General features: G+C 64.7%; 14 protein-coding genes and 2 tRNA genes. 13 read left to right on the top strand and 3 right to left on the bottom strand.

The window, feature by feature from the left end; genetic code table 11:
- Positions 1 to 388 precede the first annotated feature (388 nt).
- Positions 389 to 970 (top strand): cytochrome b/b6 domain-containing protein, encoded by a 582-nt coding sequence (locus tag GRI47_RS12635; protein WP_160661719.1) that lies wholly within the window; start codon positions 389 to 391, stop codon positions 968 to 970.
- A 527-nt stretch (positions 971 to 1,497) separates the two neighbouring features.
- Here the strand turns inward: GRI47_RS12635 and GRI47_RS12630 are convergent.
- Together GRI47_RS12630 and GRI47_RS12625 are read right to left on the bottom strand one after the other, a co-directional pair.
- Positions 1,498 to 1,574, bottom strand: a tRNA-Arg gene (locus GRI47_RS12630).
- Positions 1,575 to 1,614: 40 nt separating this feature from the next.
- Positions 1,615 to 1,742 (bottom strand) — tRNA-Arg (locus tag GRI47_RS12625).
- A gap of 104 nt (positions 1,743 to 1,846) precedes the next feature.
- Here GRI47_RS12625 and GRI47_RS12620 point away from each other — a divergent pair.
- From GRI47_RS12620 to GRI47_RS12575, 10 genes are all read left to right on the top strand, one after another.
- Entirely contained in the window at positions 1,847 to 2,266 is a 420-nt protein-coding gene (locus GRI47_RS12620) for a hypothetical protein (RefSeq protein ID WP_160661718.1), read from the top strand.
- A 77-nt stretch (positions 2,267 to 2,343) separates the two neighbouring features.
- A complete protein-coding gene (locus GRI47_RS12615; RefSeq protein ID WP_160661717.1) occupies positions 2,344 to 2,886 on the top strand; it encodes an MmcB family DNA repair protein in 543 nt (180 codons plus the stop codon).
- 113 nt (positions 2,887 to 2,999) lie between these two features.
- The gene (locus GRI47_RS12610) at positions 3,000 to 3,683 is read left to right on the top strand and encodes a sterol desaturase family protein (RefSeq protein WP_160661882.1); all 684 of its coding nucleotides are present in this window, start codon (positions 3,000 to 3,002) and stop codon (positions 3,681 to 3,683) included.
- The gene (locus GRI47_RS12605) at positions 3,680 to 4,159 is read left to right on the top strand and encodes a DUF2141 domain-containing protein (protein WP_160661716.1); all 480 of its coding nucleotides are present in this window, start codon (positions 3,680 to 3,682) and stop codon (positions 4,157 to 4,159) included. Before GRI47_RS12610 ends, GRI47_RS12605 begins: the two co-directional genes overlap by 4 nt.
- 108 nt (positions 4,160 to 4,267) lie before the next feature.
- The gene (locus GRI47_RS15360) at positions 4,268 to 6,193 is read left to right on the top strand and encodes a PAS domain-containing protein (protein ID WP_202387520.1); all 1,926 of its coding nucleotides are present in this window, start codon (positions 4,268 to 4,270) and stop codon (positions 6,191 to 6,193) included.
- 39 nt (positions 6,194 to 6,232) lie between these two features.
- A complete protein-coding gene (locus GRI47_RS12595) occupies positions 6,233 to 7,378 on the top strand; it encodes an App1 family protein (RefSeq protein WP_160661715.1) in 1,146 nt (381 codons plus the stop codon).
- On the top strand, positions 7,375 to 8,373 hold the full coding sequence (locus GRI47_RS12590) for an alpha/beta hydrolase (protein WP_160661714.1): 999 nt from the start codon (positions 7,375 to 7,377) through the stop codon (positions 8,371 to 8,373). Before GRI47_RS12595 ends, GRI47_RS12590 begins: the two co-directional genes overlap by 4 nt.
- Before the next feature lie 10 nt (positions 8,374 to 8,383).
- On the top strand, positions 8,384 to 9,739 hold the full coding sequence (locus GRI47_RS12585; RefSeq protein WP_160661713.1) for a M48 family metalloprotease: 1,356 nt from the start codon (positions 8,384 to 8,386) through the stop codon (positions 9,737 to 9,739).
- Positions 9,740 to 9,755: 16 nt separating this feature from the next.
- A complete protein-coding gene (locus GRI47_RS12580; protein ID WP_160661712.1) occupies positions 9,756 to 10,460 on the top strand; it encodes a DsbA family protein in 705 nt (234 codons plus the stop codon).
- Entirely contained in the window at positions 10,460 to 11,422 is a 963-nt protein-coding gene (locus GRI47_RS12575; RefSeq protein ID WP_160661711.1) for a M48 family metalloprotease, read from the top strand. The genes GRI47_RS12580 and GRI47_RS12575 overlap by 1 nt, the downstream gene beginning before the upstream one ends.
- Before the next feature lie 18 nt (positions 11,423 to 11,440).
- Here GRI47_RS12575 and GRI47_RS12570 read toward each other — a convergent pair whose 3' ends face one another.
- Positions 11,441 to 12,052 (bottom strand): HD domain-containing protein, encoded by a 612-nt coding sequence (locus tag GRI47_RS12570; protein ID WP_202387518.1) that lies wholly within the window; start codon positions 12,050 to 12,052, stop codon positions 11,441 to 11,443.
- 83 nt (positions 12,053 to 12,135) lie between these two features.
- Between GRI47_RS12570 and GRI47_RS12565 the strand changes: the two genes are divergently transcribed.
- Positions 12,136 to 13,380 carry a sensor histidine kinase gene (locus tag GRI47_RS12565; RefSeq protein ID WP_160661710.1) on the top strand — a complete coding sequence of 415 codons (1,245 nt, stop codon included), beginning with the start codon at positions 12,136 to 12,138 and terminating at the stop codon, positions 13,378 to 13,380.
- Entirely contained in the window at positions 13,377 to 14,174 is a 798-nt protein-coding gene (locus tag GRI47_RS12560) for a LytR/AlgR family response regulator transcription factor (protein ID WP_160661709.1), read from the top strand. Before GRI47_RS12565 ends, GRI47_RS12560 begins: the two co-directional genes overlap by 4 nt.
- Positions 14,175 to 14,196: the final 22 nt, after the last annotated feature.

The raw sequence follows: 14,196 nt of genomic DNA, 5'->3' as shown, positions 1-14,196 counted from the left end.
GAGAAACAACAAATGAAGACCGTCACATCTGCTTGGGCCTGGGCCGGTGCTGGATACACTTCCGAAGGTGGGGTTAGGGATCGTCCGGAGCGATCTTTACGAATCCCCCATGACCGTTGCGCTGACATCGTGCGGCCTGTTCACTTTTGGCGGGGCGACATCTCTCCTATTCATATGGCGCTGAAAGGAGGGCAAAGCGTTTATAGCGACCAGAATGAGTTTGCTGGTTTTCGAGGTCGCCTGCGCGCTCCTAACAGGTCGGGGACGCTGGCATATCTCACTGCGACAATTAGCGATTGGCAGCGTCGCTGCAACTGCACCGTTTGCAATAGGAAGCTGGTCGGCCAGGCTATCGGCTGACGGACATCCCACGAGAGGAAATTATCGTATGAAAGTAGAGAAACCAGGTAATACACAGTACTATTCGAACCTGACGCGCTTTCTTCATCTAGTTACGGTAATGGCGGTCACCGCAGCGCTTGTCATCAGTTTGTTCATGACTTATCCAAAGGGCGGAAAGCCGGGTGATTTCTGGTTTGAAGTGCATGAAAAGGCCGGACTGGTCGCTCTCGGCGGATTGGTCCTGTTCTGGCTATGGGCCGTCTTCCGGCGCCGCGAACCTAGTCTTGGTGACTGGTTCCCTTATCTATCTGGTCGTCGGCTTGCCGCATTGTGGGCCGATACCAAGGCGCATCTGGCGATCCTTCGGGGCGGCAAGCTGCCGATCAGCGATGATCAGCCGCTGGCCAATGCCTTCCATGGCCTTGGCGCATTAATCGCTCTTGCCTTGGCGGCGACGGGCACGCTTGGTTATTTCTACGACCAGAGCTGGGCGCTTGGGGTGCACGAGGCACTGGGCCTCCCGATGTGGATATATTTCGGCGGACATGTGTTGATGAGTCTGGTGCATGAATTCGCGCATGATCCAGTGCTAAGGAACATGTTCATCTTTCGGTCCCGCAAACCGTGATGAAATCGGCTCGTGTCACGCTCGACCTCACCAGTAGCGCGCATGACGCGGAAGAGACCCCGGTCCTCGAACATATCGAGGGCCGAAAACCAATCAGCGAGGATGCCGCAGAACTGGCGAAAGACCAAAGGACGTTTGGGGCCGAATGTGGCGAACCAGACCGCATCGATTTACGGGTCCGGTAGTTCTCCAATTGTTGATGGCTTCTGGTTCCCTCCTGGGAACATTCATAGAAGACTGGCCTCGCCCGCGCTCTCGTCGCACGGACGAAAGGCCAAGTCTTTTCCGGCGGGAAAGCCCAGAAATCCGCCAAAAGAAACAGTCGGGAAGCTCAATTAGAATCGACGCTCGCAGCCCCTTTTGACAAAGCACACCGGACGCAGTGGTCGATGTGGGATTTCATGCGTTCAATCGTAAGAACGGGTAGTCCTCAAGTGGTACGTCAAAGCTTGTGATTTCCATGCGCGATGAGATAGCGAAATTAGCATCTTATCGCTTTGTACGCTTGCTACTTAATACCAAGGAAATGGCGCACCCGACTGGATTCGAACCAGTGACCTTCGCCTTCGGAGGGCGACACTCTATCCAGCTGAGCTACGGGTGCCTCGTGCTTACGCGATGCTTACGCGGAAAGGATTGCAATGTGAACCCCATCAAGTGAGCTTTTGTAAGTTATTGAAATTTAATACATTACCTCTAAAAATTGTTATTCATCAAGCCTTGACACCTGCCTTCGGAGGGCAGCGCTCTATCCAGCTGAGCTACGGGTGCCGAGCGGCGGGCCTCTAGCAAAGGCGGGGGCCGGGCACCAGAGGCTTCGTTCGCGCGCCTCGATCTTAGCGTTTCGGTAAGCCTGTTCGCGCTAACGATAGCAGCATGTCCGCGATCAACCATGAATTCGATCTGGCCGGGGCGACCATGCTTCCGCCCCTCGGCGCAGTGTCCGGCAAGAGCCTCCATAGCGAGCGCGCCGTTCTTCTGGCCGCCCGCTGGGAAGCGATCCATGCGGCCGGCGATGCCGTGGCCGAGCTGGCGCAGCTGCGCCGCGAGAGCATGAGCGGCGCCATCGCGCGGTTTCCTGCGCGGGCAGCACAACTGACGGGATGGCGCGGCGAAGAGGTCGCGACGCGGATCGAGGATCTCGCCTTCGTGATGCAGACCGGGCTTCGCGCGCTGATCGTGGCGGCGGGAACGGGATGCGACACCACGCCTGCGGCCCTGACGCTGTGGCGCGAATTCCATGCCGCGCGCGCTGACATCCTTACGATCGCGGAACCCGACCGGCTGGCGGCCTGAGTCTGACACCTGCCTGACTGAGCCTGCTTGATTGGGCTCGCTTGACTGGGTTCACATTTTGTTCCAGCCAGAGCGGTATGTCCGAATCAGCCGCACTCGCTCGATCGCACGAGCTATCGAGCCCCACTCCCGATCCCGACACCATTCCGGTCGCGCGCCCGGTTGCAGGCGACGTGTGTCGCGGAATCATGCGCCTGTTCGCGCGCAACGATATCTGGTGTCTGCCCGAAATGCCGCTGCGCAACGGGCGCCGCGCCGATCTGATGGGCGTCGATGCGAAGGGCCGGGTGGTGATCGTCGAAGTGAAGGTGCAGCGCGGCGACCTCATGGGCGACGGCAAATGGCCCGACTATCTCGACCATTGCGACCGGTTCTTCTGGGGTGTCCCGCCCGGACTCGATCGCGGCCCGCTTGACAGCGAGGAGTATCGACCGGATTGCTGCGGCGTGATCGTGGCGGACGGATACGATGCGGAAATCGTGCGTCCGGCGCCCCTTCATCCGCTGGCTGCGGCGCGGCGCAAGGTGGAGATCGAACGCCTGTCGCGCGCGGCGCTGCGTCGGCTGACCGTCGCCGCCGATCCCGAATGCGCAGCGTGGGGAACCGGCGATATCGCCTGAAGTCAGCGCGCCCCGATATGACCTCTCTGGCGAGCTAACCCCTTCTCCGCCCGGCTGGATTGGGGCATAGCGGGATCGTGACCCTTCTCGCCATCCTCGTTTCCGTCCTGTCGATGACAGCGATCGTCGCCGCGCGCTATTTCGCGTCGAGCGGCCTGTTCGCCTGGATCAGCGCGCGGCGGGTGCCGGGCATTCACGACAGGCTGGGTCCGCAGATGCGGCGCGAGATCCGCTGGTCGCTGGTTTCGGCGGCGATCTTCGGGATACCGGCGGGCGTGGTCGCCTGGGGCTGGCAGGAGCGGGGCTGGACCCGGATCTACGAGGACTGGAGCGCCTATCCGCTGTGGTATGCGCCCGTGTCGGTATTTCTCTATCTCTTCGCGCACGATACCTGGTTCTATTGGACGCATCGCTGGATGCATCGCCCCAAGGTGTTTCGCGCGATGCACGCGGTCCACCATGCCAGCCGCCCGCCCACGGCCTGGGCGGCGATGAGCTTCCACCCCTACGAGGCGCTGACCGGGGCGGTGGTGATCCCGGCCCTCGTCTTCCTCGTCCCGATCCATGTCACCATGCTCGGGGTGGTGCTTGCGGTCATGACCGTGATGGGGGTAACCAACCATATGGGGTGGGAGATGTTTCCCCGCCGCCTGGTTCACTCCAAGTTAGGCGGTTGGCTGATAACGGCCAGCCATCACCAACGCCATCACGAAGAGTATCGATGCAATTACGGACTGTATTTCCGCTTCTGGGACCGTCTGTGCGGAACCGACCGGGGTCTGAGCCCGAACGCATGAGGCCGCGCGGCGGGTTTGCGCTGCTGGCCCTGCCGCTCGCGGCGTTTCTGACGGGCGGGGCGGCACCCCAAGCTGCCAGGGAGGCGGACCGGCATTCCGGCACGACCGTCACGGTGGCGGTCAGCGATCTCAGGAATGCCAAGGGTGTCGTGCGCGCCTGCATGACGCGCGATCCGGCGCGTTTCCCCAAATGTCGCGGCGATGCGAACGCCTATAGCGCCATCGTGGACGCCCAGAGCGGGGCGATCACGCTGCGCTTCTCCGACGTTGCGCCGGGTCGCTATGCGGTGGCGCTGCTTCACGACGAGAACGCCAACGGCAAGGCCGACCGCGCGATGGGGATGATGCCGAAGGAAGGCTTCGGCTTCTCGCGGGATGCCAAGGTGAAGATGGGCCCGCCGGCATTCGACGAGGCCGCCGTCGAGATCGACCGGGCGCCGCGCACGCTGCCGATACGGATGCGCTATATCCTCTAGCGGCGGCGCGCGCGCTATGCGGGCCATCCCGCCTGCGCTTGCCCCCTGCGCAGCGGCGTGTTTAAGCGTATCTTTACCACGCACGCGCAAAACGAGCCTCTGATTGCAGTGGATTCTGGGGCGATACCGGCGATGGACAGGCTTGGCGGCGAATTCGGCGCGCATGACGGGGATTTCGGACCCGACCGATTCGGCGATTCGAGCGATCCCGCAATGGATCCCTTGGCCGATCCCTTCGATCTCGACGTGCTCGATCTCGATGATTGCGACGAGGATGAGGATTTCGACCTCGCCCCGCCTAGCCCGGTGGGGCAGGACGAGCGGCGGATGCAGGTTCGCGCCTATAATCTCTGGGCGAGCCAGCTTGGCGATCAGGCCTTCCCGGCGATCGACGCGCTGGACCCCGACACGATCGAGGATTTCGGCCCCTATTCGGTCCTGCTCGATTTCTCCGACGGGCTGGACGATCCGGTCCTGCGCCATATCGGCGCCGAACTGGCAGAGGAATGCAGCGCCGACGCCACGATGCAGCGCCTGTCCGACGTGCCCAGCCGATCCCTGCTAAGCCGGATCACCGACCATTACATGCAGATCCTGGCGAACCAGGCTCCGATCGGTTTCGAGGCCGAATTCCTGAACGAACGCGGCAACACCGCGCTCTATCGCGGCATCCTGCTGCCCTATTCGAGCGAGCCGCATGGCGATCCCGCGACGGGAGAGGCGAAGATCGATTTCATCTACGGCGTGATCAATTGGAAGGAACTCGCCGACCAGGCGACGACCGACGAATTGTTGCTCGAGATCGGACAGGCGCTGGAAGGGTATGCGCCGCCGCGAGCGGTGGAAACCGTGCTCGAACTCGACAGCCTCGCGCCGAGCGAGGATAGCTTGGATCAGACCGACACTTCGCTTCCGCTTCCCGCCTTCGGAACGGCGCCGGTCAAGCGCCCCGCTCTGCCGACGCCGGACTACGCGGCGGAGGCGGCGGAAGAGGCGGCCCGAGAAGCAGCGAGAGAGGCGGGTTCGCCCGAAGATATGTCCGGGGACGGTATCGACGAGGACGACGACGACACCTGGACGATCGGCGAGCGCGCCAGCGATTACGGTCTGGCCGAGGATTGGGACGAACCCGAATACGAGGATGTCGACGGCGTCGTCGATCCGCTTGCGGACGATTTCGCCGGACCCGGCCTCGCCTCGCTGGTGACGCGCGGCACGCGGCGCGCGAGCGAAGTCATCATGCCTTCGCTTCCGATCGTGGCCGATCTTGACGGCGAGATCGACGGCACGGCGTCAGACCTGCCCACCGCGCACATTTCCAGTGCCCCGATACCGCAGGCGTACGAACCGGAGCCTGTCGAATTGGCCCAGCCCGCGTCGGAAACGCCGGAACCGGAAGCCCTGGAACCGAGCGAGCCCGACCTTGCCGACGCCGACGGTCTCTACGACTGTCTCGCCGAGGCGCGCGAGCTGGCCTATACCGCCCGCTCCAGCGAGGATCGCAGCCGCACCGCGCTCTATGCCGCGGTCGGCAGGGCCTATGATTTCAGCCTCGAAGCGCAGGCCGACCCGGACGGGTTCGCCGAACTCGTCGCCGATAGCGGCCTGACGATGCAGGATCGCGCGCCGATGACCCCGGTGGTGAAGCTGGTCTTCGGGTCCGATTACGACAAGACGCGCCTGACCGAATACGCCGCCGTCCTCGCCCATGCGCACCGCGCCAAGCTGGCGCGCGGCTCGCTCTCGCGCTTCCTCATGGAAGCCGAAGGCGGGTTGAAGGGCGTGGTGCGCGAGGAACGCCGCCTGCGCCGCGAAGAGGCCGGGAAACCCGCGCTCGACGCAGCCGCCGTGCGCGCCGAACTCGCCGAACTGCTGCGCCGGATGGACCCGATCGCGCTATCCGACCTCGCCCCAGCCGGGCCGGAATTCGCGCTGGTGATGATCCGCCGCGACGAGACCGGCGTGCTCGACCTGATCGGCGAGGTGCCCGAGGATATCGCGCTGATCGAACGGGCCGCGCGCAAGCTCGCCTGACCCTTCACAGTCCGCCCGGCGACGGCTAGCGCGCGGGCCATGCCCATTGGACCGTTCCGCGCCCCGCCGATCCGCATCCAGCCCTATTACGGCTTCCGCAATCGCGAACGGCTGACGATATCGTGCCGTGCCCTGCGATCGGGCAAGCGCGATGCCGGAGCCCGCTTCCAGCCGAGCGGGCGCTGGCAGGCCCTGCGCACGATGGTCGCCCAATTCGCCTCGCGCGAGGTGCCGGACATCGCGGTCGAACTGGAAATATGCGATCGCGACGGGACCGCGCACCGCAATCGCGCGGTGACGGATGAAGAGGGCTACGCCCATTTCGACATCGCGCTCGATCCGGCGCAGGAGCTTTCGGAAACGACCGTCTGGGAAGTCGTCACCTTCCATTGGGAGAATCGCGATGGGAGGCAGGCGGTCGATGGCCATGTCCTCGTGCCCGGCCGGGACGCGGCGCTGGGCGTCATCAGCGATATCGACGATACGGTGATCGAGACCGGGATCACCGGCAATCTCGGCGCGATCGCGCGCAATTGGCGGCGCGTGCTGATGCAGATGCCCGACCAGCGCCTGCTCGTGCCGCAGGCCGACGTCTTCTACACCGCGTTGGGCGGGGGTGCGGTGCTTGAGGATGGGGAAGGCGCGGCGGGCGAGCGCCTGCCCGCGACGCACCATCCCTTCTTCTATGTCAGTTCCAGCCCGTGGAACCTGTTCTCCTATCTCGTCGCCTTCATGAAGAGCCGCCATTTGCCGCTCGGGCCGCTGATGCTGCGCGATTGGGGGCTGAACCGCGACACGTTCGGATCGGGCAGCCACGGCGCGCACAAGACGCAGGCGATCCATCGCATCATCGAGAGCTATCCCGCGCTGCGCTTCGCCCTGATCGGGGACGACACCCAGGGCGATCTGACCGCCTTCGCCAAGGTGGTCGCCGATCATCCGGGCCGCATCCGCGCCGTCTTCATCCGCCGCGCGGGCGATCCCTTCACCCCCGAGGAACGCGAGGCCAAGGCCACGATCGAATCGGCCGATGTGCCGCTATGGCTGGGTGACGATTACGAGACCGGCCACGAATTCCTGCGCTCTATCGGGCTCGCCAGCGATGGCGAGGCAGAGGAGATCGTGCGCATGGTCGACAGGACCGGACAGGGCGATCCGGGCAGTACCGAAAAGGGGGCACCATGAAGGCAGCACGCAGGAGACCGGGAAAGATGGGCTGGACGCTGATCGCAATTCTGGTGCTGGCACTGGCGGGCTTCGCCTTATGGCGATGGGCGCTGGCAGCGGGATCGGCGGCGACGCTCGACTGGATCGATGCGCGCTTTCCCCGCGAAACCGGGATCGAGCTGGTGGCGCAGGGCAAGTATGGCCCCACGGACGCGCAGCGGGCGGAGATCTGGGTGCCCGAAGGCGCGGCGCCCGCGGGCGGCTTCCCCCTCGCCGTGTTCGTGCATGGCGGCGGCTGGCATTCGGGCGCGCCGGAAGACTATCGCTTCGTCGCGCGCAGCTTGGGCGAGCGGGGCATCGCCACCGCGCTGGTCGGCTATCGCCTGGTGCCGGACGGGCGCTATCCCGTCATGCTGGAAGACAGCGCGGCGGGCTTGGCCTGGGTGCGGGACAAGGCCGCGACCGCCAATCTACGCGCCGACCAGGCGATCCTGATCGGCCATTCGGCGGGTGCCTATAACGTGCTTATGCTCGGCTTGGATCCTCGATACCTGCGCAGCGCAGGCATACCGCGCGAAAGCCTGGCGGGCGTCGTCAGCATGGCGGGGCCGGCGGATTTCTTCCCCTTCGACACCGATTCCTCGCGCAATGCCTTCGGCCATGTCGCGGACGGGCGAGCGACCCAGCCGGTCACGCAGGCGACAAGAAAAAATCTCGCCGGTGCGCCGCCATTCCTGTTGATGCACGGGACCGCCGACGAGACCGTGCGCCCGTATAATTCGCGCAATCTCGCCGTCGCCATCGAAGAAGGCGGTGGCATGGTCGATCTCGTCGAATATGACGGGATGAGCCATGCCGGGATCGTGATGGCCCTTTCGAAACCGTTCGCGCAGAACGGCACGGTGCTCGACCCGATCCTCGCTTTCATCGCCGATCATGCGGATGCCCGGAAGCAGGGGAAGGCGCAGAGGGTACCGCAGGCTTCAGTTCCGGTTCAGGGCGAAACCCGCTAGCAGGGCCGCAATGCGCGCTCTTTCCTTCCTGCTCGCCTTCGTCGCTCTCACGCTTGCGAGCGCCCAGCCGGTCGCCGCCCAGTCGATCCTGCGCGATGCGGAGACCGAGGCGTTCCTGCGCGACATTTCGGAACCGCTGGTCGAGGCGGCGGGGCTGGAGCCCGGAAACGTCGACATCGTCCTCATCAACGATCCCAGCGTCAACGCCTTCGTGGCGGGGGGGCAGGCAGTCTATATCCATTCCGGCCTGATCGAGGCGGCGGACAGCGCCAACGAGGTCCAGGGCGTGATCGCGCACGAATTGGGCCATATTACCGGCGGCCATGTCGTCCGCTTCGGCGAGGGGATGAAGGCGGCGAGCGGGATCACCCTGCTCTCGCTGCTCGCCGGGATCGGCGCCGCGCTCGCCGGGGCCGGGGATGCAGCGATGGCGGCCATGATGATGGGGCAGCGCGCCGCGATGGGCCAGTTCCTCGCCTTCACCCGCGTCCAGGAAAGCAGCGCCGACATGGCGGGCGCGCAATATCTTGCGGATGCGGGGATCACCGGGCGCGGATCGCTGAGCTTCTTCGGCAAATTGCAGAACCGCGAATATCGCTATGGCTACAGCCAGTCCGACGATGCTGCCTTCACGCGCACCCACCCGCTATCGGGCGATCGCATTTCGGCTCTGCGCGGCGTCTATGAAAAGGACCCCGCCTGGGACGCGCCGCTGAACCCGGAATGGGAGAGCGAATTCGCGCGCGTGAAGGCCAAGCTCAAGGGCTATATCGCCGAACCGCGCTACACCTTCCGCGATTATCCGCAGACCGACCAGACCGTGCCCGCGCGCTATGCCCGCGCCTACGCCTATCACAAGACCGCGCAGGTCGATCGCGCGCTGGCCGAAACGGATTCGCTGCTCGCCGTCGACCCCGACGACCCGTATTTCCTCGAATTGAAGGGCCAGGTCCTGCTCGAATCCGGGCGGCCGGAAGAAGCGCTCGCGCCGCTGCGCAAGGCGACCGAACTGACGCTCTCCGATCCGCTGATTTCCTCGATGTTCGGCCACGCTCTGATCGCAACCGAGGATAAGAGCCATTTCGAAGAGGCGGAACAGGTGCTGCGCGCATCGGTCACGCGCGATCGCTACAACCCCTTCGCCTGGTATCAGCTGGGCATGGTCTATGCCGCGCAGGGCGATCTGCCGCGCGCCCGCCTCGCCAGCGCGGAACAGCAGGTGATGAGCCGGCAATACGCGATGGCGCTGCGCAGCGCGCAGGCGGCGGAGGCGGGCCTTCCCGACGGGTCGCCCGATTGGCTGCGGGCGCAGGATGTGGGAATGCAGGCACGCGCCCTGCTGGAACAGCAGATGGACAAGCGCTGAGGGGCTAAGACAGATTATGCGGCAGTATTTCCTGACGGCGCTGATCGCGCTGGTCGCTGGCTTTGCCGGGGCGGCTGTGTGGTCGTTTACCGGACTGGGCCATGCGCAGACGCGCCAGTATCTCGTATCCAATCCCGATATCCTTCCCGAAATGGCGGAAGCCTTCCAGGCGGGGCAGGCGCAGGAGCGGCTGGCGGGGGTCCGGGAAGAGGTGGTCGCGCCGTTCCCCGGTGCCGTGCTCGGCAATCCCAATGGGTCGCGCACGCTGGTCAAATTCACCGATTACGGTTGCACCTATTGCAAGGCCAGCGAGCCCGACATCGCCCGCCTGATCGCCGACGATCCGCAAGTGAAGGTTGTGGTGCGCGAATGGCCGATCTTCGATGGGAGCGAGGAGGCGGCGCGCATGGCGCTGGCCGCGGCGATGCAGAGCAAATATCCCGCCTTCTACAAAGCGATGTTCGCGCTCGGCCCGCCAACCCCGGCCACGGTCGAGGCAGCGGCCAAGACCGCTGCGCTGGATCTCGACCGCGCCCGCGCCGATGCTGCGAGCGACCGGGTGAGCGCGGAACTCGCCCGCAACATGGCCCTGGCGCGCGAGCTGGGCTTTTCCGGCACGCCGAGCTGGGTCGCGGGTGGCCGCGTGCTGGAAGGCGCGGTCGGGTATGACGCGCTGGCCGATGCGCTTGCAGATGAAAGCGGTTCGGCGGCAACCAGCTGATGCTCTTCCGCGCGGCTCTCTTCTTCGCTCTCCTGGCCGTAGGGATCGCGCCCGCATCCGCGCAATCCCAGAAGCTCAGCGAGATCGAGGCCTTGCAGGCGCGCGACATCCAGCTGTTCCGCATCGGCTGGAAACTCGCCACTGGCAACGCGCCCTATTGCGCCGATGCGCGGCCCGCTATCGGCGCGCTGTTCCATGACGCCGCCTCCTACGGGAAGCCCGACAGGGTCCGCGCGGAACTGGGGCTTGTCGGCGATATCGCGGTGCAGGCCGTCGCGCCCGGATCGCCCGCCGCCGCCGCCGGGCTGACGCGCAATGCCACACTGCTCGATCTGAACGGGGCGATCCTCTTTGACGCCTTTCCGCCGAGCGATCCCCGCTGGCAGCGCATGGTGAGCGTCAACGCCGCTATCGACGACGCGCTGGCCGAGGGTCCGGCCCGGTTCGGCTGGGCGAGTGCGGGCGAAACCCCAACAAGCGCGACGATCGCGGGCGTGCCCGCCTGTCCGAGCCGGTTCGAAGTGCTCGACGGGGGCAAGCGCGCCGTCGCCGATGGCAGCCGCGTGATCTTCGGGCGCGATTTCGCCGGGTTCGCCTATGCCGAAGATGAATTCGCCGCCGCCGTGGCGCACGAACTGGCGCACAATCTCCTCCGGCACCGCAAGATGTTCGATGCGGTCGGACGCAGCCAGTCGCTGGTCCGCCTGACCGAACGCGATGCCGACCGGATGATGCCCTGGTTGCTCTACAATGCCGGATACGATCCGCGCGCTTCGGTGCGCTTCATGACGCGCTGGGGCCCGAAATATGGCGGCGGGCTCCTGAGAGACCGCAGCCATGACGGATGGGACGAGCGCGTCGAGTTCATCGAGGCGGAAATCGCGACCATGGAAGCCGCGCTTGCCGAAACCGGCAAAGCGGACTGGTCGCAGCATTTCGTCCCGATGGCGAAACCGGAATAAACGGCCCGATCAGGCCGCTTATTCCTCCGCGATCGCCTTGGCGTATAGCGACGCCAGCGGCTTCGCCATCACGCGGCGCACCATCGGTTCGAAGAACTCGAGGGGCTCGCTCTCGTAATCGGGATCGAACGCCGCCTGATCGTATTTCTCGCAGAATTCGCGGCACGCTTCGAAATGCGGATTGTCGCGGAACGCATCGCGCGCGTTCTTGTCCATCCCGAGATGATGGAAATAGTAATAGCCCTGGAATGCGCCGTGGTTCTGGCAGATCCAGTGCAATTCCTCGCTGACGAAGGGCTTGAGGATCGAGGCGGCGACTTCGGGGTGGTTGTAGCTTCCCAGAGTATCGCCGATATCGTGCAGCAGCGCCATGACGACATAGCTTTCGTCCCGCCCGTCGCGATGGGCGCGGGTCGCGGTCTGGAGCGAATGTTCGAGGCGGCAGACCGGAAACCCGCCGAAATCCCCGTCGAGCAGTTTCAGATGATCGAGCACGCGGTCGGGCAATCCCTTGGCGAAGGCGCGATATTCGCCGCCGATGATCGCCCAGTCCTCCTTGGTGCCTTCCTTCATTTCGCGGAATTTGGCCCGTTCCGCCATCGCGTGGGGCACCTGTTCGCTCACATCCATCGCATCTCTCCCTCGCTCCGGCTGGAAAGCGACAGTCTAGCGGCTGGTCAGCCTCGCGGCAAATGGTCTAAAGCGAGGGGATAATGGCCGTCCTGCCCATCCAGCCGACCCCGTTCTTCGCGGACAAGAACCGCGCGTTCTGGTTGCTCCAGAGCGCGGGCTGGGGCGGCGCCTTCCTGCTGCGCGCGATCACGGGCCTGGTCGGCGGGCAGGACTGGAGCTTCCTCGTCAATGTCGCGATCGAGGCGGTGACGGGCTTTTCGATCAGCCTGGTCCTGTCGGTCATCTACCAGCGGTTGATCTCGGTCCGACCTTTGGTCACCTGGGCCTCGACCGTTCTGGTCCTGCTGGTGGGCGTCGCCATCTTCACCTTCATCATCGCCTGGGTCACCAGCCTGACGCGCGCGAGCTTCGATGGCGATTTCGTCGCGCTCTATATCGGCTTCCTGATCTGGCCGCTGGCGCTCCTGGGCGCATGGTCGGCGCTCTATTTCGCGATCAACTACTTCCTTCAGATCGAGGAGCAGGCCGACCGCTTGGAGCGGCTGGAAATGCAGGCCACCAGCGCGCAGCTGGCGATGCTGCGCTATCAGTTGAACCCGCATTTCCTGTTCAACACATTGAATTCGATCAGCACGCTGGTGCTGTTGAAACAGACCGCGCCCGCCAATGCGATGCTGACGCGCCTGTCCAGCTTCCTGCGCCACACGCTCGTCACCGAACCGGGAGGGAAGGTGACGGTGGAACAGGAGGTGGAGATGCTGAAGCTCTATCTCGACATCGAGCGGATGCGGTTCGAGGATCGGTTGCAGACCGAGTTCCGGCTGGAACCGGGCGCGGGCGATGCCTGTATCCCCTCCATGCTGCTGCAACCGCTGGTCGAAAACGCGATCAAATACGGCGTCTCCCCGCAGGAGGAAGGCGCGATGATCTCCGTGGTGGCGCAGATCGTGGGCAGCCGTCTGCGCGTGACCATCACCGATACCGGGCCCGGCATCCATCACAATGTCCGCGGCGATTCTGGGCGCGGCGATCCGGACCGCGCGGATGGCGGCATTCCGACAGGGATGCTCGACCGGTCGCGCCGCACCACCTCCACCGGCGTCGGCCTCGCCAATATCCGCGACCGGCTGGCGCAGGCCTATGGCGAGGATCACCGGTTCGAAATCCGCTCACCCGATAGCGGCGGCTTTGCCGTCATGATCGAAATTCCCTTCGAATCCGCCGAAGACACGGCGGCTTCCCCCTCTTCCACCCCCCAGGCCCGGCAAGCGGTCTCGCCTTCGAGACTTGCCGCCCTGCCTTCCGAGAAAGCCTCCCCCGCATGACCATCCGCACGCTCATCGTCGACGACGAGAAACTCGCCATCCAGGGCCTTCAGGTGCGCCTCGAACCATTCGACGATGTCGAGGTGATCGACACCTGCCAGAACGGGCGCGAGGCGATCCGCGCGATCAAGACGCAGAAGCCCGACCTCGTCTTCCTCGACATTCAGATGCCCGGCTTTGACGGCTTCTCGGTCGTCCAGGGCGTGATGGAGATCGACCCGCCTCTGTTCGTCTTCGTCACCGCCTATCAGGAACACGCCATCCGCGCCTTCGAAGCCAATGCCGTGAATTACCTGATGAAGCCGGTGGACGAGGACAAGCTGGCCGACACGATCGAGCGCGTGCGCGTGCGCCTGTCGGAGAAGAAATCGTCCGAGGAGGCGGAAAAGCTGATGAACGTCCTCTCCGAAGTCGCACCCGAGGCGGCGGAGGAATTCACCGGCGAGGACGGCGATGCCGCGGGCCGTTACGAGAAGCTGATCAACGTCAAGGATCGCGGGCAGATCTTCCGCGTCGAGGTCGGCACGATCGAACATATCGAGGCGGCGGGCGATTACATGTGCATCTATACCGGCGACAATTCGCTGATCCTGCGCGAGACGATGAAGGACCTCGAGCGCCGCCTCGACCCGCGCAAGTTCCAGCGCGTGCACCGTTCGACCATCGTCAATCTCGATCAGGTCCGGCAGGTGAAGCCGCATACCAATGGCGAATGCTTCCTCGTCCTCGATTCGGGAGCCGAGGTGAAGGTCAGCCGCAGCTATCGCGACGTCGTCGCCCGGTTCGTGCACTGAGCCGGGGCAGCAGGGGGCGGAC

The sequence above is a fragment of the Qipengyuania pelagi genome, assembly GCF_009827295.1.
Lineage (GTDB): Bacteria > Pseudomonadota > Alphaproteobacteria > Sphingomonadales > Sphingomonadaceae > Qipengyuania > Qipengyuania pelagi.
Note: the sequence above shows the minus strand (reverse complement) of the source record. Positions and strands in the feature narration are given on the sequence as shown.

Coding starts and splice junctions, on each gene's coding strand:
- GRI47_RS12635 (WP_160661719.1), top strand. CDS start 389: ATGAAAGTAGAGAAACCAGGTAATACACAGTACTATTCGAACCTGACG.
- GRI47_RS12620 (WP_160661718.1), top strand. CDS start 1,847: ATGTCCGCGATCAACCATGAATTCGATCTGGCCGGGGCGACCATGCTT.
- GRI47_RS12615 (WP_160661717.1), top strand. CDS start 2,344: ATGTCCGAATCAGCCGCACTCGCTCGATCGCACGAGCTATCGAGCCCC.
- GRI47_RS12610 (WP_160661882.1), top strand. CDS start 3,000: ATGACAGCGATCGTCGCCGCGCGCTATTTCGCGTCGAGCGGCCTGTTC.
- GRI47_RS12605 (WP_160661716.1), top strand. CDS start 3,680: ATGAGGCCGCGCGGCGGGTTTGCGCTGCTGGCCCTGCCGCTCGCGGCG.
- GRI47_RS12595 (WP_160661715.1), top strand. CDS start 6,233: ATGCCCATTGGACCGTTCCGCGCCCCGCCGATCCGCATCCAGCCCTAT.
- GRI47_RS12590 (WP_160661714.1), top strand. CDS start 7,375: ATGAAGGCAGCACGCAGGAGACCGGGAAAGATGGGCTGGACGCTGATC.
- GRI47_RS12585 (WP_160661713.1), top strand. CDS start 8,384: ATGCGCGCTCTTTCCTTCCTGCTCGCCTTCGTCGCTCTCACGCTTGCG.
- GRI47_RS12580 (WP_160661712.1), top strand. CDS start 9,756: ATGCGGCAGTATTTCCTGACGGCGCTGATCGCGCTGGTCGCTGGCTTT.
- GRI47_RS12575 (WP_160661711.1), top strand. CDS start 10,460: ATGCTCTTCCGCGCGGCTCTCTTCTTCGCTCTCCTGGCCGTAGGGATC.
- GRI47_RS12570 (WP_202387518.1), bottom strand. CDS start 12,052: ATGGATGTGAGCGAACAGGTGCCCCACGCGATGGCGGAACGGGCCAAA.
- GRI47_RS12565 (WP_160661710.1), top strand. CDS start 12,136: ATGGCCGTCCTGCCCATCCAGCCGACCCCGTTCTTCGCGGACAAGAAC.
- GRI47_RS12560 (WP_160661709.1), top strand. CDS start 13,377: ATGACCATCCGCACGCTCATCGTCGACGACGAGAAACTCGCCATCCAG.